This window comes from Mailhella sp., from assembly GCF_057866825.1.
In genome coordinates this window covers 1-17851 of sequence record NZ_DBMAHT010000008.1, presented here as the reverse complement: position 1 = coordinate 17851, position 17851 = coordinate 1, and the positions used below count along the sequence as shown (strand labels likewise).

General features: G+C 63.6%; 12 protein-coding genes. 10 read left to right on the top strand and 2 right to left on the bottom strand.

Annotation, left to right across the window (positions count from 1 at the left end; genetic code table 11):
- The first annotated feature begins 1 nt into the window (after position 1).
- From ppk1 to nifS, 5 genes are all read left to right on the top strand, one after another.
- Positions 2 to 2128 (top strand): polyphosphate kinase 1, encoded by a 2127-nt coding sequence (gene ppk1, locus ACZM96_RS02125; RefSeq protein WP_489487011.1) that lies wholly within the window; start codon positions 2 to 4, stop codon positions 2126 to 2128.
- A gap of 453 nt (positions 2129 to 2581) precedes the next feature.
- Positions 2582 to 3415, top strand: coding sequence for an HD domain-containing protein (locus ACZM96_RS02120; RefSeq protein WP_489487010.1), 834 nt, complete (start codon positions 2582 to 2584; stop codon positions 3413 to 3415).
- The gene (locus tag ACZM96_RS02115) at positions 3405 to 4967 is read left to right on the top strand and encodes a Ppx/GppA phosphatase family protein (RefSeq protein WP_489487008.1); all 1563 of its coding nucleotides are present in this window, start codon (positions 3405 to 3407) and stop codon (positions 4965 to 4967) included. Before ACZM96_RS02120 ends, ACZM96_RS02115 begins: the two co-directional genes overlap by 11 nt.
- A 210-nt stretch (positions 4968 to 5177) precedes the next feature.
- A complete protein-coding gene (gene nifU / locus ACZM96_RS02110; protein ID WP_489487007.1) occupies positions 5178 to 6014 on the top strand; it encodes a Fe-S cluster assembly protein NifU in 837 nt (278 codons plus the stop codon).
- Position 6015: 1 nt separating this feature from the next.
- Positions 6016 to 7194, top strand: a complete 1179-nt coding sequence (gene nifS, locus ACZM96_RS02105) for a cysteine desulfurase NifS (RefSeq protein WP_489487006.1) — start codon at positions 6016 to 6018, stop codon at positions 7192 to 7194.
- A 153-nt stretch (positions 7195 to 7347) separates the two neighbouring features.
- On the opposite strand, the gene ACZM96_RS02100 is transcribed toward nifS, so the two are convergent.
- Entirely contained in the window at positions 7348 to 9042 is a 1695-nt protein-coding gene (locus ACZM96_RS02100; RefSeq protein ID WP_489487005.1) for a [FeFe] hydrogenase, group A, read from the bottom strand.
- Between the two features lie 2 nt (positions 9043 to 9044).
- A complete protein-coding gene (locus ACZM96_RS02095) occupies positions 9045 to 9536 on the bottom strand; it encodes an NADH-ubiquinone oxidoreductase-F iron-sulfur binding region domain-containing protein (protein WP_489487004.1) in 492 nt (163 codons plus the stop codon).
- Positions 9537 to 9860: 324 nt separating this feature from the next.
- On the opposite strand from ACZM96_RS02095, the gene ACZM96_RS02090 reads away from it, so the two are divergent.
- Genes ACZM96_RS02090 through ACZM96_RS02070 form a run of 5 tightly spaced genes read left to right on the top strand, consistent with a single transcriptional unit; the run spans position 9861 to position 17576 of the window.
- Positions 9861 to 11150 carry an SWIM zinc finger family protein gene (locus tag ACZM96_RS02090; RefSeq protein WP_489487003.1) on the top strand — a complete coding sequence of 430 codons (1290 nt, stop codon included), beginning with the start codon at positions 9861 to 9863 and terminating at the stop codon, positions 11148 to 11150.
- Between the two features lie 10 nt (positions 11151 to 11160).
- Entirely contained in the window at positions 11161 to 12783 is a 1623-nt protein-coding gene (locus tag ACZM96_RS02085) for a DUF5691 domain-containing protein (protein ID WP_489487002.1), read from the top strand.
- 23 nt (positions 12784 to 12806) lie between these two features.
- Positions 12807 to 13910, top strand: a complete 1104-nt coding sequence (locus ACZM96_RS02080) for an ATP-binding protein (RefSeq protein ID WP_294484827.1) — start codon at positions 12807 to 12809, stop codon at positions 13908 to 13910.
- A 2-nt stretch (positions 13911 to 13912) separates the two neighbouring features.
- Entirely contained in the window at positions 13913 to 16396 is a 2484-nt protein-coding gene (locus ACZM96_RS02075) for a DUF5682 family protein (RefSeq protein WP_489487000.1), read from the top strand.
- A complete protein-coding gene (locus ACZM96_RS02070; protein WP_489486999.1) occupies positions 16389 to 17576 on the top strand; it encodes a VWA domain-containing protein in 1188 nt (395 codons plus the stop codon). Before ACZM96_RS02075 ends, ACZM96_RS02070 begins: the two co-directional genes overlap by 8 nt.
- Positions 17577 to 17851 lie beyond the last annotated feature (275 nt).

Sequence of the window (17851 nt, the reverse complement as noted above, 5' to 3'; positions counted from 1 at the left end):
CGTGGCCGAAAACAAAGAGCATAGGACGGAGCCGCAGGAAGCGGGTCAGAAGAAAATAGACCTCACGGCGCAGGACTACTATCTCAACAGAGAACTGAGCTGGCTGGACTTCAACGCCCGCGTGCTCCAGACGGCGCTTGACGAGCGACTGCCTCTTCTGGAGCAGACCAAGTTTCTGTCCATATTCTACAACAACCTCGACGAATTCTTCATGGTGCGCGTGGCCAAGGTGCTGCGTCAGTACCGCGAGGGCGCGGCAAGCTGCGAGGCCGACCGCATGACGCCTTCGCGTCAGCTTGCCGAGATTCGCCGCAAGGCCTCGTCGCTGCTGTCTCTGGCGAGCGAGCACTGGCAGAAGAAGCTCGTGCCTCTGCTCCGGGAACGGGATGTTCACCTCGTCCACTACGACGAACTCACGGAAAAGCAGCGTCGTTTTCTGCTGTCCTACTTCCGCGACGAAATTTATCCCGTGCTCACGCCGCAGGCCATTGACCCGGGGCATCCCTTTCCCACCATTTCCAATCTCAGCCTGAACTTCATCATCCGGCTCCAGGGCAGGGACGGCATTGCCCGCTTCGCCAGACTGCGCTGCCCGAGCAACGTGTCGCGCTTCATCTTCATTCCGCGCAACAAGGAGGCCAAGACCTACGCTTCCCTCGGTCTGAAGGCCAACGTGCGCGACGCCGACATTCTGCTGCTTGAGGAACTCATCGGCGAGCATCTCGGTCTGCTGTTCCCGGGCTACACCGTGGTGGACTACGGCCTTTTCCGCATCACCCGCAACACCGACGTGGACATCGACGAGGACGAGAGCGAGGATCTGCTCGAAGCCGTGCAGGACATGGTGGAGCAGCGCCGCTTCGGCGGCGTGGTGCGCCTTGAGACCGCGCGCGGCATGTCGTCCGATCTTTCGGAATTTCTCATCAAGCGCCTGGGGCTCAAGCCCTTTCAGGTGTACCGCGTGAAGGGGCCGCTGGCCTTTGCGCAGTTCATGTCCCTCTACGGTCTGGACAGGCCCGGCCTCAAGATTCCGGGGCACAGTCCCGCCATTCCCCCGGTGCTTCAGACCGACAGTCTGTTCCGCATCATCCGCAAGCAGGACGTGTTTCTGCATCACCCCTACGACAGCTTCTCCCCGGTGCTGGACTTCGTGCAGACGGCTGCCGAAGACCCGGACGTCATTTCCATCAAACAGACGCTCTACCGCGTGGGCAACGATTCGCCCATCGTGCGGTCGCTCATCGAGGCGCGCCGTCGCGGCAAGCAGGTGACGGCGGTGGTGGAGCTCAAGGCCCGCTTCGACGAAGAGCGGAACATCACCTGGGCCGAGGAGCTGGAGCGCGAAGGCGTGAACGTGGTGTACGGCTTCGTGGGCATGAAGATTCACGCCAAGCTCTGCCTTGTGGTGCGCCGCGAGGCGGAAGGCGTGGTGAGCTACGCCCACATAGGCACGGGCAACTACAACGCCTCCACGGCGAGGCTCTACACCGACATGGGCATTCTGACCTGCCAGCCCGACATCTGCGCCGACATGGCCGATCTTTTCAACGTCATGACCGGCTATGCGGAAAAGGACAACTATCGCGAGCTTCTCGTTTCGCCCAACTCCATGCGCCGCCGTCTCATCGAGCAGATTCAGAACGAAATCGCCGTGTGCTCCCGAGGGGGCGAAGGCGAAATCATCATGAAGTGCAATCAGCTTGTGGACAGAAAGATCATCCGCGCGCTGTACATGGCGTCCATGGCAGGCGTGAAGGTGCGGCTCATCGTGCGCGGCATCTGTTGTCTGCTGCCCGGACTGCCCGGCGTGAGCGAGAACATCACGGTGCATTCCATCGTGGGGCGCTTTCTGGAACACGCCCGCGTGTACTGGTTCCGCAACGGCGGCAGCTCGTGCATGTTCATGGGCAGCGCGGACATGATGTCCCGCAATCTGGACAGGCGCATTGAAGTGCTCACGCCCGTGCTCGACGAAAACATTCGCCGCACGCTGCTTGAGGTGCTCAGGCTCCAGCTTGCCGACAACATGCAGGCCTGGGAGCTGCGCGGCAACGGCGAATACGTGCGCCTTTCCCCTGCGGAAGGAAGCGAGCCCGTCAATTCGCAGGAAATTCTTCTCAAGCGCTGAAGAAGCATTCTTCAGGGAGGAACTATGGTCAGATCGGCAGGAAAGAACGGCGGAACGCGCAGATCCGGCGGCGGACGCAGGTCCGGACGCGGCAGAGCGGCCGAAGTTGCGGCTGTGGAGACGACTCTTTCCGTTGACGAGAAGAAAGGAGCGTCTGAAGAGATGCCTGCGGAGGCGCCTGCGGCAAAAGCTCCGGGCGCCGGAAACGATTCCGGGATCATGGAAGCTGCGGCCGCGAGTGTCGGCGAGGCGCAGGTCGAGACTCGGCAGAGCGCGCCGGAGGTTGTTTCGGATGTGGTCTCGGACGCCGCAGCTGATGCCGCTTCTGATGTCGTCCCGGACTTCGCATCGGAAGGGGACACGGCAAACGCTGCGCCTGACGCTGAGCCGTGCGACGATGCCGCCGAAGAAGCGGCCTTGCCCGAAGGCGCGGAACGCGCGCCGGAAGAGGCCGTGTTGCCGGATTCGGAAAAGGCTCTGGAAGACGCTTCCGAACAGCCTTCCGCGGCATGCCCTTCGGAGGCTGAGGCCGCATGTTGTCCGGAGTCAGGCTCCGGGGAACGCGTTCCCGGCGAGCTCGACATGCTGCGCGGGGCGCTTTTTTCGGAAGATCTGGAACAGGCCGCCGTGGAGCAGATGTTTCAGTGGAAGAAGGAGCGCCCGCAGAGCGGCGCAGACGGCGGGGAAGAAGCGGAGCTTTCCGGCGCGGCGCTGCTTGAGGCCGTGCATCACGGCCGTCACGTGGCTGCGCTTGCGCTGGCGCTGTTCGAGCCTCTTGCCCCGCGCTTCGGTCTTGACATGCGCTGGGCCCGAATGCTGGCGCAGGCCGCGCTGTGGCACGACCTCGGCTTTGCCGTGGGCGGACGCCGCCGCCATCACAAGCGCAGCATGGAAATCATCGAGGAAAACGTTTTTCTGTCGCTTTCCTTCGGACTGACGGAGGCTGAGCGCCCGCTGGTGGCGCTGCTGGCCCGCTATCACCGCCGCGCCTGGCCGAGCATGAGGCATCGGCGCTTTGCCGCGCTCTGCCGCGAGGATCGCAAGGCGCTCCGCGCTGCGGCCGCCGTTCTCAGAATCGCCGACGCCCTGGACTACCGTCACAAAGGCGTGGTGGAAGAGGTGCGGGTGAGTCTTCGCCGTCACGCGGTGCGTCTGGTCTGCTTCGGCTCGGAGCCCTGCGGCCGCGAATGCCGCCGCGCGCTGAAGAAGGGAGATCTTTTTGAAGACCTGTACGGCGGACGTCTGGAGGTCGTGCAGGGAAAGGAAGGTGACAGGGATGCCGGTTGAGAATCCTGCGGGCAGGGGGCGCACCGTCGCCATCATGGATCTGGGGTCGAACTCCCTGCGCATGATGATCGTCCGCATCGGTGAAAACCGCGTGACCAGCGTGCTCAATCAGGTGAAGCAGATGGTCAGGCTCGGCGAGGGCGCGTTCGGAGAACACAGGCTTCAGCCCGAACCCATGCGCCGCACCATTGCCGCGCTGCGCGGCTTTGCGGGCATGTGCCGTTCCTACGGCGTGGATGAGATTGTGGCGCTGGCCACCGCCGCCGTGCGCGACGCCGCCAACGGTCAGGAATTCATGGACGAGGTGCGCCGGGAAACCGGCGTGGACTTCACGGTGATCTCCGGCAGGGAAGAGGCCCGTCTCATCTGCCGCGGGGTGTCGGTGGCGCTCGAACCCTTTGCCGGAAAGCGCATGTTCATCGACATCGGCGGCGGCAGCACCGAGCTTTCCGTGGCGGAAGGCTCGAACATTCTGGAACTGGAGTCGCTCAAGCTCGGCGCGGTGCGTCTGGCCGGGCTTTTCCCCGGTTCCGGCCCGGTGAGCTCCCAGCGCTACGCGGAAATGCAGAAGTACGTGCGCGATCACGCGGTTCTGCCCCTCCAGCGCATGGAGGCGCAGGCCCCGGGCGAGCTGGTGGGCAGTTCCGGCACCATTCAGAGCCTTGCGGAAATGGCCGTGGCCATGGCCAGAGACAGCGGGAAAAAAACGGGCGACACCGCGGAAATGCTCAGCTACAGCTCGCTTCGGCGCGTGGTGAAGGCGCTTTGCGAACGCAATGAGGAAGAGCGCATGTCGCTGCCCGGCATGAATCCCCGCCGCACGGGCATACTTATTCAGGGCGCGGCCATTCTTCAGACCATCATGGAGGAGCTGGACTTCGATTCCGTGCGGGTTTCCGGCCGCGGACTGCGCGACGGCGCGCTGGCCGACTATCTGGAACGCCTGTTTCCCGAAAAGGGGCGGCTTTCCGTGCGCGACGAGAGCGTGCTGCGTCTGGCGCGGCTGTGCCGCTTTGAAGAAACGCATTCCCGGCACGTGGCAAAGCTTGCCCTCATGCTTTTCGATTCCGCCCGGGAACTCGGCCTGTACCGCGGCCCCGCGCGCATGCGCGAGCTGCTGCACTACGCTGGCCTGCTGCACGACATCGGCATTTTCATTTCCTTCACCAGGCACAACGTCCACAGCCACTACCTCATCCAGAACAGCGAGATGCTCGGCTTCACGCAGAAGGAAGTGTCGCTCATGGCCGCGCTGGCGCTGTTCCACCGCTACGGCTATTCCCGCAAGGACAAGGTCTGTGCCTCCCTTGCCGAAGACTGGCAGGAGCACGCGAGGTATCTTTCGCTGTTTCTGTCTCTGGCGGAAGCCATGGACAAGAGTCACCGGCAGGCCGTGGTGTCCGCATCGTTCGTCCGGCGTGCTCAGGGGCTCGCTCTCGTCATGCGCGCCACGGCGCCCTGCCCCGTGGAGCAGGAGCGTATCAAGCGCTGCCTCAAGGCGCTGGAAAAGTGCTTCGGCAAAACGGACATGGTGTGGGAAGCCGCATCGTAGCGGAAAAATTTTTTCGCTGTGGGGCGGAGTCGTCGAAAGGCGGCTCCGCCCTTTCTCGTCCGGCGTTCCGGCACGGGAAGGGCGCGGAAGATTTTCGGAACTTGTGACTGCGATTCTGGACATTGCCCGGAAAGTGATTAACCTTGCTGCGAAACCAGACGAAAACGCGAAGACGACCGTTGCCGACTTCGCATTATCAGGAGTACAACCATGTGGGAATATACCGAGACTGTCCGTGACCACTTCCTGCATCCCCGCAACGCGGGCGTGCTTGAAGACGCCAACGTCATCGGCGAGGCTGGCAGCCTTGCCTGCGGCGACGCTCTGAAGCTCATGCTCAAGGTCAACGATCAGGGCATCATCGAAGACGCCAAGTTCCAGACCTTCGGCTGCGCGAGCGCCATTGCTTCGAGCTCCGCGCTGACCGAGCTCATCAAGGGCAAGCACATGGATGAGGCCGCCAAGCTCACGAACAAGGAAATCGCCGCGTATCTCGGCGGTCTTCCCAAGGAAAAGATGCACTGCTCCGTCATGGGCGAAGAGGCCCTGGAAGACGCCGTCCGTCACTGGAAGGGACTTCCCTCCAAGGCGAAGGAGGAAGAAGGCCGTCTCGTGTGCAAGTGCTTCGGCGTGACGGATCTGCAGATCATCAAGGTGGCCAGGGAAAACAACCTCACCACGGTGGAGGAAGTCACCGACTTCATCAAGGCCGGCGGCGCCTGCGGCAGCTGCAAGGACGACATTCAGTCCATTCTCGACAAGCTGCACGCCATGGAAAAGCCTCTTGAGGAAATCCGCCCCGTGCCCCGCATGACCAACGTGCAGCGCATGCAGAAGGTCATGACCATCATTAATGAAGACATTGCTCCGCGCCTCGCCCTTGACGGCGGCACCATCGAGCTTGTGGATGTGGACGGAACCACCGTTGTGGTGGCTCTGCGCGGCGCCTGTTCCGGTTGCTCTGCCAGCCAGCTGACGCTGAAGAACCTGGTGGAAAAGACGCTGCGCGAGCAGGTGGATCCCGCCATCAATGTTGTGGAGGCGTAACATGGCCGACCGTACTGATGTGATTTATCTTGACAACAACGCCACCACGAGGGTTGCTCCCGAAGTGGTGGAAGCCATGATGCCCGCCTTCGGCCCGCTTTACGGCAACGCTTCCAGCATGCACACCTTCGGCGGCCAGATGGGCCACTACATCCAGAAGGCCCGCGAGCAGGTGGCCGGCATTCTCAATGCGGATCCGGAAGAGATCGTCTTCACTTCCTGCGGTTCCGAGTCCGACAACTCCGCCTGGTATTCCGCCACGGAAACCCAGCCGGAAAAGCGCCACGTCATCACCACCAAGGTGGAACATTCCGCGGTGCTGGCCTACGGTCACTACCTTGAGGACAAGGGCTACGAAGTGACCTGGCTCGGCGTGGACGACAAGGGCCGCCTCAACCTTGAGGAACTCGACCGCGCCATCCGTCCGGACACGGCGCTTGTGTCCATGATGTTCGCCAACAACGAAACCGGCACCGTCTTCCCCATCGCGGACGTGGCCAGAATCGTGAAGGCTCACGGCGTGCAGCTTCATGTGGACGCCGTGCAGGCCGTGGGCAAGGAAATCATCGACCTCAAGAAGCTGCCCATCGACTATCTGGCGCTTTCCGGTCACAAGCTGCATGCCCCCAAGGGCATCGGCGCGCTGTACATCCGTCGCGGCACGCGCTTCCGTCCTTATCTCAAGGGCGGTCATCAGGAACGCGGCCGTCGCGCCGGCACCGAAAACGTGCCCTACATCATCGGTCTCGGCAAGGCCTGCGAGCTCGCCGCGGCCAACATGGAAAAGGAACGCACCCAGGTCGCCGCGCTGCGCGACCGCCTGCAGGCCGGACTTCTGGCCGCCATTCCGCACTGCAAGATCAACGGCGATCAGGAACACCGCCTGCCCAATACGCTGAACATTTCCTTTGAAGGCGTGGAAGGCGAGGCCCTGCTGCTCCAGCTCGATCAGTACGGCATCTGCGCCAGCTCCGGTTCCGCCTGCACCTCCGGCAGCCTCGAACCTTCCCACGTGCTGCGCGCCATGGGCGTTCCGTTCAACTACGCCCACGGCTCCGTGCGCTTCAGCCTGAGCCGCTACAACACCGAAGCCGAAATCGACCGCGTGATCGAAGTGATGCCCAACATCGTGAGCGAGCTGCGCAAGATTTCGCCCTTTGCGAGCTTTCTGAAGAACTAGAAAACGAAGCCTGCCTTTTGCAGGCCTCGGTTCTGAACGACAAAGACCCGTTTCCTCTCGTGGGAAGCGGGTCTTTTTTTTCGGTGAGGCGAAAAAGAGAAAGGGCCGGGAGTCTTCCCGGCCCTGTTTTGTCGTGGCTTCAGATCAGCAGACTCAGTGGCCGCCCATGTTCCTGTGCAGCAGCTCGTGCTCCCTGCCCTTGAGCAGCGTAGCGTAGAGCGTGTCGAGCAGGGGGTTCTCGTTGGTTTTCTTGATCTGCATGTTGATGTCCGTTTCGTACAGGGAATCGCGACGGGCCCGGAACATGCTGCCCGAGGAGGAAACCGGCTGTCCGCCGCCCATGATGCAGCCGCCGGGGCAGGCCATGAATTCCACGAAGTCGTAGCTTTTTTCGCCGTTGCGGATGGCGTTCAGCACCGTGTCGGCGTTGCGCAGACCGCTCACCACGGCCGCGCGGATGTCCCTGCCGTTGTGATGGAAGGAAAATTCCCGAATGCCCTGTTCCTCGCGCACGCCCACGCGCTTGAGGTCGTCGAGCTTCTGGCGGTTGTGCCCCGCAATGAAGTTGCGCAGCACGGCCTCGGTGACGCCGCCGCTCGCGCCGAAAATGAGGCCCGCGCCCGAGGTGATGCCGAAGGGCATGTCGGCGGCGTCCTTGTCCGCGCTGTTCAGGTTGAGCCCGTAGCTCTGAATCATGCCGATGAGCTCTTCCGTGGTGAGCACGAAGTCCACGTCCTGGCGGCCGTTGGTGCGCGATTCGGGCCGGAGAATTTCGTCCTTCTTGGCCGTGCAGGGCATGATGGCCACGGAAACGAGGCGGCGTCCCTGTTCGTCGGGCTTTTCATCGTCCCAGGCGCGCAGCACTGCGCCGAACATCTGCATGGGCGAGCGGCAGGTGGACAGGTTGGGAATGAAGTCCGGATGACGTTTTTCGCAGAAGCGCACCCAGGCGGGGCAGCAGCTCGTGAAGAGCGGCAGCTTTTCTCCCGAGGCGAGGCGGTTTTCGAGCTCGCGGCTTTCCTCGGCCACGGTGAGATCCGCGCCGAAGGCGGTGTCGTACACTTCCTCGAAGCCGAGGCGGTGCATCACCGTGACGAGGCGGTTCATGACGTTCTTGCCGGCGGGGAATCCGAATCTGTCGCCGATGGCCGTGCGCACGGCCGGAGCCACCTGCGCGACCACCTTGTTTTTCGGATCGGCAAGGGCCGCCCACACCTGATCCACGGTGCTCTTGATGGAAATGGCTCCCGTGGGGCAGACCACGCGGCACTGACCGCAGCCCACGCAGTCGGTTTCGGCGAGGCGGCGGTTGTAGGCGGGAGTGACCAGCGTGGCCACGCCCTTGCCGGCGAAGTCGAGGGCGTCCACGGACTGAATGTTGTCGCACATGCGCACGCAGTCGCCGCAGAGTATGCACTTGCTCGGCGTACGCACGATGCAGTTGGAACTGTTGTCCACCTCGTGATGTTCCTGCGCGCTCTTGAAGCGTATGTTGCGCACGCCCATGCGTTCGGCGAGGTTCTGGAGGTGGCAGTCGCCGTTCTTGTTGCACACGGTGCAGTCGCGGTCGTGGGAGGCGAGCAGCAGTTCGAGCAGGGTGCGGCGATACTGTCTCAGCTCCGGCGTGTTGGTCTGAATGTTCATGCCGTCGCGCGGGCGCACCGTGCAGGAAGCGAAATAGCGGCCTTCGTCGTCCTTGACCGTGCAGAGACGGCAGGCGCCGTACACGGAAAGTTCCGAAACGTAGCAGAGCGTGGGCAGGTCGATGCCCGCGTTGCGTATGACCGTCAGCACATTGGTTTCATCGGTGAATTCGACGCGGATGCCGTCGATGATCATGCTGCCCATGGTTAGTCCTTGATGGAAATGGCGCCGAACTTGCAGTTCATCATGCAGGTGCCGCACTTGATGCAGATTTCATGGTTGATGACGAAGGGCTGCTTCACCACGCCGGTGATGGCGTGTACAGGGCAGATGCGCGCGCATCTGGAACAGCCCTTGCAGCGCTTGGGATCGATGTGGAAGAAGATCAGCTCCTGATAGGGGCCGGGCAGGTACTCTTCGATGACGCGTTCCTCGCTGCCCTGATGCTCCAGCACGGAGAGCACCTGCCGGGCGATGCTCTTGCCGAGACCGCAGCGGGCGGTGTGATCGATGAGCGCTCCGAGTTCCGAGAGCAGGGCCAGGTCTTCCGGGGAGGGGGAAGGAAGAGGCGAGTCGGAGAGAATCTGCTGCATTTGCCGTGTGCCTTCCCGGCAGGAAATGCACTTGCCGCAACACTGATCGCTGGTGAATTTTTCAAGAACGGCCAGAGCCTTCTGAGTTTCCGGTGACTTTTCCATGATGCGTCCGAAAGAAGTGAAAGAATGATGACGGCGGAGCCGCTTCGGCGCGGAGGGGCGGCAACATCGCCTCGCCCCTGAATGTTTCTGCATCCGTGCGGCGTCCGATATCCTCAGGGTGTAGCCGGGCGGGGCGGATCTTGTAAAGCCTGCACCCATTGTTCCGGAATGGAACAAGATGATTTTTCTCACTCCGGCGCGTAAAACATTGCGCGCGTGCGCGCTCCTCCCGCTTGACGCAGAAATTCCCCGTCGTTACAGATGGATATTATGTGGACTGTCAGCCGCGCGTTTTGGGCGCGGCATCCTTCGGGAGAAGAGCATATGGACATCACGGTGGACGCTGTACTTGCCCTGGCTCCGGACGACGCCTCCGTCAAGGCTGCGCGCTCTCTGGCCTCGCCCGGCAAATGGCAGACGCTCGGCTTTGACGAGGTTTCCGCATGGGGCCTCTGTCAGGGAAGCGGATCAAAACCCTATCAGACGAAGGTGGACCTTTCGGGGCCTGCGTGTTCGTGTTCCTGCCCGAGCCGCAAGATTCCCTGCAAGCACGCGCTGGCGCTGCTTCTGCTTCTGGCGCAGCAGAAGGGCGCATTTGCGGAGGGCGGCCGCCCCGACTGGGTGAGCGAGTGGCTGGAAGGCAGGCAGCAGCGGGCCGCGAAAAAGGAAGCGGGAGCGAGCTCCAAAAAGAGCGCCGCGCCGTCTCCCAAAAAGGAGGCCGCGAGGCTTGAGCGCATGCGCGCGGGACTCGACGAGCTTGTCCGCTGGATGAACGATCAGGTGCGTCAGGGATTGTCGTCTCTTTCCGGGCGCTACGACGAGTGGAACCGGCTGGCTGCCCGCATGGTGGACGCGCAGATGCCCGGCGTGGCCGCGAGGGTGCGGGAGCTTTCCGCGCTGACGGATGCAGGCGACGACTGGCCCGCCGAGATGCTCGGACGCATGGGCGAGCTTCAGCTTCTGGCGGAGGCGTTTTCCCGCATGGACGGTCTTTCTCCGGCCGAGCAGGCCGACGTGCGCGCCGCGCTGGGCTTTCTTCCCGACAAGGCGGCCGTGCTTGCCGGAAGCGATGCGGTTGCCGACGTGTGGAGCGTCATGGGCGTGAGCGTGGCCGAAGAGGACAGGCTGTGGCGTCGCCGGGTGTGGCTTTACGGGAAGCAGAGCGGACGCACGGCGCTGGTGCTGGATTTTTCCCACGGCTCCCGTTCGTTTGAGCCGGTTTTTCTGCCGGGCGATCATGTGCGCATGACGCTCGCCTTCTATCCCGGCGCGTCTCCGCTTCGGGCCGTCGTGGCAGGCGATCTTGTGTCCGAGCCCGGCGGAGCGCTGCCTCAGCGCACGCTCGACGAGGCGTTTTCCGACATGGCCGCGCGCGTGGCGGCCAATCCGTGGCAGAGGCCGCTGCCGCTGTTTTTCGGCGGCGCGAAACTGACGCGCGCCGAGAGCGGCTGGCAGCTTGTGTGCGAGGGCAATCGGCTGATCCCTCTGGTTCTCGACGACGTCGCGGCCTGGAACATGCTGGCCGCATGCGGCGGACGCCCCCTCTTTGTCTGCGGCGAGTGGAGCGGCGGCGCGCTGGTTCCGGCGGGCGTTTTTCCTCAGACGGCATCGTAGGGGAGGCATCATGGACCCCAGACTTCGTTTGTTCGGCTCCCTGGCCCTCATCGGCGCATCGCGTCGCCTGCCGTCGTTCCCCGAGAGCGAGTTCCCCGCAGGCTCGCTGATCCGGGAGCTTGCCGACGCCTCGGACGCTTCGCCGGAAGCGCTTTCCCGCGTGCTGCTCTGCGGCGCGGGAGCGCTCTTCGTGTGCAATCTGGCGGGGCATCGCCCCGTATCCGTGGAAAACGCGCCGGAAATTCCCCGGCCGTGCCCGGAAGAAACGCGCGCCCTGCTGCCGGAAGGCGTTCCGGTGACGGACGTGATGGGAGAAATTTTTCGGGGCGGGCCGCTGCGGCTGCAGTGGGAGGCGCTTGCGCATCTTGAGAAGAAAAACATGGTGCTGCCTCATTCGCTGCTCGTGCCTGCTCTGGTCATGGGGCGCGGCGCGCCTGCGCTGCGTCCGCTGCTTGCGCGCACGGCGGGCGAGCGCGGATTGTGGCTTGCCTCGCTGAATCCCGACTGGCGCATGTTTGCCGCCTCGTCCGACGGAGAGCCGGATCAGGACGCCTGGGAGCACGGCCGTCCCATGCAGCGGCAGGCTTTTTTCCTTGCCGCGCGCACGAAGGATCCCGCGCAGGCGAGGGAGCTCTTTGAAAAGGACATGGCTTCCATGGACGCTTCGGAGCGCGCCGCGCTGCTGGGGCTTTTTTCGCACGGCCTGTCCGGCGAGGACGAAGAGCTGCTGGAGCGGCTGCTCAAAAAGGACCGCAGCCGCGAGGTGAAGAAAACCGCGGCGCTTCTGCTTTCCCGCCTGCCGAAGAGCGCGTATCTTTCGCGCATGGGCGAACGCCTTGCCGCCTGCATGGAAGGCTTTTTGTCTGCGCCGAAGCCGTCGGCGCTCTCCGGCCTTTTCCGCGCCGCGGCCGCCGCCGTGGGCATGGCGGACAAGGCAGACTTCATTGCCCCGCCCGAGAGCTACGACAAGAGATGGGCGGAGGATCTCATCACGGAAAAGTCGCCGATTCCGCAGCTCGGGCCGCGCGCCGGATGGCTGTATCAGATGGCCTGCGTCATGCCGCCGTCGTGGTGGACGGAGCGCACCGGAAGAGAGCCGGAAGAGCTGATTGCGCTTTCCGCCCGTTCGGAGTGGAAGAAGCCTCTGCAGATGGCCTGGGGCGATGCGGAGCTTCGCTTCGGCGACGAAGACTGGGCGCGCGCCATGCTGAAGTTCATGAAGAAGGGCGACGTGTGGCCGTCTTCGTCCGGCAGGCTCGACGTTTTTTACCTGGCCGGTCTGCTGAACAGGGAGGAGCGCGAAAGGGCGTGGGAATCCCTGCTTTCCGGGGAGACGCTGACGGCGTTTCTGGAGGACGTGCGCAGCCGTCAGGAGCTCGACTACCGCATGTCTTACGCGCTGGCGGACAAGGCCGTTCAGGCGCTCGGCGCTCGGCTGTCGTCGGCTTCTCGCCGGGACTACGCCCTGTCCTACGTTGTCGCCGAGCTCGCCATGACGCTGCCGTCGGATCATCTGGACAAGGCGCTTCAGGTTCTTGCCGCGCTGCCGGAAGATTCCCTGAACCGTGAAATTTTCGATCGTTTTTCTGCTGTCGCCCTGCAGCGCAGGACGATGGACTCTTATTTTTCCTGACCGTCAACCATTGAGGGCATTGCATGAGCACCGTAGATTCCAAAGACTCCGCCCGCGTGCTGCGTCAGCACGCCGAACAGCAGTTTGCCGAAGAGCTGGAAGAACTGAAGAAGGCCGACTCGCATCCGCGCCCGGAGAACTGGCAGATGTCGCCCTGGGCCGTGTGTACCTATCTCATGGGCGGCCGGCTCGACAACGGCTTTGAGGTCACGCCCAAGTACATCGGCAGTCGTCGTCTCATGGAAATCGCCGTGGCCACGCTGGCCACCGATCGCGCGCTGCTTCTGTACGGCGTGCCGGGCACGGCCAAGTCGTGGGTGTCGGAGCATCTGGCTGCGGCCGTGAGCGGCGATTCCACGCGCATCATTCAGGGCACGGCGGGCACGAGCGAGGAACAGATGCGCTACGGCTGGAACTACGCCGAGTTGCTGGCCAAGGGGCCGTCGCGGCAGGCGCTGGTGGAAAGCCCGCTCATGCGCGCCATGGAAGACGGACGCATCGCCCGCGTGGAGGAACTGACCCGCATTCCCGCCGACGTGCAGGATACGCTCATCACCATTCTTTCGGAAAAGTCGCTGCCCGTGCCCGAGCTCGGCGAGGAAGTGCAGGCCGTGCGCGGCTTCAACGTGATCGCCACGGCGAACAACCGCGACAAGGGCGTGAACGAGCTCTCCTCCGCGCTCAAGCGTCGCTTCAATACGGTGGTGCTTCCTGTTCCTGCCACGGAAGACGAGGAAGTGGCCATTGTGGAAAAGCGCGTGCGGGAGATGGGGCGGAGCCTGGAACTGCCCGCCGAACCGCCTGCGCTTGCCGAAGTGCGCCGCGTGGTGCGCATTTTCCGCGAGCTCCGCAACGGCAGAACCGAAGACGGCAAGCTCAAGGTGAAAACGCCTTCCGGCACGCTGAGCACGGCGGAGGCCATTTCCGTGGTCAACAGCGGCATGGCGCTGGCCGCGCATTTCGGCGACGGTTGCCTGCGCGCGGCCGACGTGGCGGCCAGTCTTGTGGGCGCGGTGGTCAAGGATCCGGTGCAGGACCGCGTGATCTGGCATGAATATCTTGAAACCGTCATGAAGGAACGGAGCGACTGGAAAGACCTTTACCGCGCCTGCCGCGACGTGGAATGACCATGGACGAATCCTTGCAGATACGCATATTCGGCATCAGGCATCACGGGCCGGGGTGCGCCCGCAGCCTTGTGCGGGCGTTTGAGCAGTGGCGGCCGGACGCGATTCTGGTGGAAGGTCCGCCCGAGGGCGAGAGCGTGCTGCCGCTGGCCGTAGACGAAGGCATGACGCCGCCGGTGGCGCTGCTCGTGTATGCGGAGGAAGATGCCCGGCGCGCGGCGTGTTATCCCTTTGCGGAATTTTCTCCCGAATGGCAGGCGCTGCGCTATGCGCTTGCCGAAGGCGTTCCGGTCCGCTTCATGGATCTGCCCGCGTCCGTGCGCTTTGCGCTGGAAAAGAGGGAGGAAGAGGCACAGAGGGCCGCGGCTGAAACTTCCGAAGACGCTTCCGCTCAGGCGGACGGCGAATCGCCGGAGAGGGCGCAGGAGGGCGAAACGCGGACGGCGCAGCCCGATGCGCCGGAGAAGGCGACGACGGAGAAGGAATCACCGGACGAAACCGGGGCGGAGAAAACGGCGTCGAACGAAGCTGGAGCGGCGCAACCCGGGAGCGACGGGGAGGACGCGGAGCAGGAGGAGAGCGTTCCGTTCGACGCTGCCGATCCGCTGGACTGGCTGGGACGCGCCGCAGGCTACGAAAGCGGGGAGAGCTGGTGGAATCACATGGTGGAGGAGCGGCTCGACGGTCTTGAACTGTTCGAGGCCATCCGCGAGGCCATGACGGCCGTTCGTCAGGAACGCGAGCAGCGCGACGGAGCCGCTTCGGGTCTGGAGGCGCTGCGAGAGGCGCACATGCGTTCGTGCCTGCGCAAGGCGAAGAAGGAAGGCTTTTTGCGCATTGCGGTGGTGTGCGGCGCGTGGCATGTGCCTGCGCTGGAAGCAAAGGTGGCCGCCAGGGACGACAACGCGCTTTTGAAGGGACTGCCGAAAATGAAGGCGGTCGCCACCTGGGCGCCGTGGACCTACGCGGGGCTCAGCGTGCGGAGCGGCTACGGCGCGGGGGTGGAGTCTCCGGCGTGGTACGAGCATCTGTGGCGCGGAAAAACGGCGGAATCCCGGGCCGTGAGCTGGCTTGCATCGGCGGCCCGGCTCTTTCGCGAGGAAGGGCTGGACTGCTCGCCCGCGCACGTCATTGAATCCGCGAGGCTGGCCGAGTCCCTGGCGGCGCTGCGTCATCGTCCGGGCGCGGGGCTTCACGAGCTGTGCGAGGCGTTGCAGACCGTGGTCTGCATGGGCGAGGAAGCGCCCATGCGTCTCATTGCGCGGCGTCTCATCACCGGCGAGAAGCTGGGGCGCGTGCCTGAAGGCGTGCCTGCGGTTCCGCTTCAGCGGGACATCGAACGGTTGCAGAAAAAGCTTCGGCTCAAGCCGGAAGCCTCGCAGAAAACGCTGGATCTCGATCTGCGCAAGGAAGTGGATCTGGAGCGCAGCCGCATGCTGCACCGCATGAACCTGCTGGATATTCCCTGGGGAACGGACAGACGTGAAGGCGGGGGCAAGGGCACGTTCCATGAGGTGTGGCAGCTTCAGTGGGAGCCGAAGCTTGTTGTGGACATCATTCAGGCGGGCGTCTGGGGCGGCACGCTGCTCGACGCTGCGGTGCGCCGTACGCTGGATCGCGCTTCCCGGGCGAATCTGCCCGAGCTTGCCGCACTGATGGACGCGGCGCTTCTGGCGGATCTCGGAGAAGCCGTGGAAGGGCTGGTGCGCACGCTGGAAAATCTGGCGGCGCTCACCATGGATACGCTTCAGCTTCTCCGCACGCTGCCGGAGCTTGTGCGCGTGGCGCGTTACGGCGACGTGCGCGGCACGGACACGGGCATGGTGCTTGCGCTGGTGGACGGCATGGTTCCGCGCGTGGCCGTGGGACTTCATGCGGCGCTCTCCGGGCTCAACGCCGAAAGTTCGGCGGAACTGGCCGCGCCGCTGCGCGCGGCGCATGAGGCCATACGCCTGTCCGGACGGGAGGAGCTCGCGCTCATGTGGCGTCAGGCGCTGCGCCGACTGCTTGCAGAAGAGAGCGGCGTGCATGCCGTGCTTCGCGGTCTGGCCGCCCGGCTTCTTTTCGACGACGAGTCTCTTTCGCTCGACGAGGTGGCGTCGCTCATGAGTCTTGCGCTTTCTCCCGCGTCGGAGCCGGAAGAGTCGGCGGGGTGGCTGTCGTCGTTTCTCGGCGAGAGCGCCATGGTGCTGCTGCACGACGACATGCTGTGGACCCTTGTGGATCAGTGGCTGACGACGCTGTCTGCGGAACGGTTCAAGTCGGTGCTGCCCATGCTTCGCCGCACGTTCACGGAGTTTTCCGCGCCGGAACGGCGGCAGCTTGCGGAGCGGGCCCGGCGGGCTCCGGGAAGCGCAGGGGCGAGCGCGGCGCAGTCTTTCGACCGGGACGAGGCGCGCGCGGCGCTTCCGCTGCCTTTTTTGCGGAAGATTCTCGGACTTGCCGCGCCTCACGCGGGGGAAAACGAGCGAGGTACTCATGGATAACGACCTTGAAAAGGAACGCATGCGGCGCTGGGTGCTGGCCCTCGGCGACGAGGCCAGAAGTTCCTGCCCGGAGGTGACACTCAGCGAGGAAGACGCGGGCATGAGCGACGCGCTTTCTCTGCTCTACGATCATGGCGGCGACGGAAAAGGGCTTCGCGGCGGCAGCGGCGCGTCGTCTCCCCGCGTGGCGCGCTGGCTCGGCGACATTCGCAAATACTTTCCGTCCACGGTGGTGCGGGCCATGCAGAAGGACGCCTTCGACCGCCTCTATCTTAAAGATATGCTTCTGCAGCCGGAAATGCTGGAGTCCGTGCAGCCGGACGTGAATCTGGTTTCCACGCTCATGAGTCTGAACGGCGTCATTCCGCCGGAAACCCGGGAAACGGCAAGGCTCGTTGTGCGCAAGGTCGTGGACGAGCTTTTGAAACAGCTTGAGGAACCCATGCGCACGGCAGTGAGCGGGGCGCTCAACCGGGCGGTGCGGAGTCGCCGTCCCCGCTATGCGGAAATAGACTGGAACCGCACCATTCAGGCCAATCTCCGTCACTGGCAGAAGGAATATCACACGCTGGTTCCGGAATCGCTCATCGGTTATGGACGCAAGGCGCGCCGTCCGCAAAGGGAGGTCATACTCTGCATTGATCAGAGCGGCTCCATGGCGAATTCCATCGTGTACTCCAGCATCTTCGGCGCGGTCATGGCGTCGCTGCCTGCCGTGAAGACGCGCCTTGTGGTGTTCGACACCTCGGTGGTCGATCTTACCGACGAAATGCGCGATCCCGTGGACGTGCTCTTCGGCGTGCAGCTCGGCGGCGGCACGGACATTAACCGGGCCGTGGGTTACTGCCAGTCGCTCATCAGCGATCCGCGCAACACCGTCATGGTGCTGATTTCCGACTTGTACGAAGGCGGCGTGGAGCGGAATCTGCTCCAGCGGGCCAACGAGCTTGTGCAGTCGGGGGTGCAGTTCATCACGCTGCTGGCGCTGAGCAACGAGGGCAGTCCCTTTTACGACAGGGCGCTGGCCGGAAAGTTGTCGGCGCTGGGCATTCCCTGCTTTGCCTGCACGCCGGACATCTTTCCGGGCATGATGGCGGCCGCCATCCGCAAGGAGGATGTCTGCCTCTGGGCGGCGGAGCAGGGCGTGGTCACGGCTCCTGCGGCCCGCGAGGGCGCGTGACACCGGGCAAATCGCGCGCCGAAACCGAGAGGAATGCGCCAAAAGGGCGGGAAAAAAGCCGGAACAACGCGCTTGCTCCGTTTTTCAGCTCGAAAAAACCGGAAAATGGGCCTTTGAGGGAGAAAACGCCGGAAGAAGGCGCAAAAAATCGGGCAGAGAGTCATCTTTGCCCGATTTTTTATGCTGTATTCTCGATATGTTACAAATGAAAACGCAAAAAGAATGAAAAAATCGCAAAAAAGTGTTTGACAAGTCGGGGGTAAATGGGCATAACT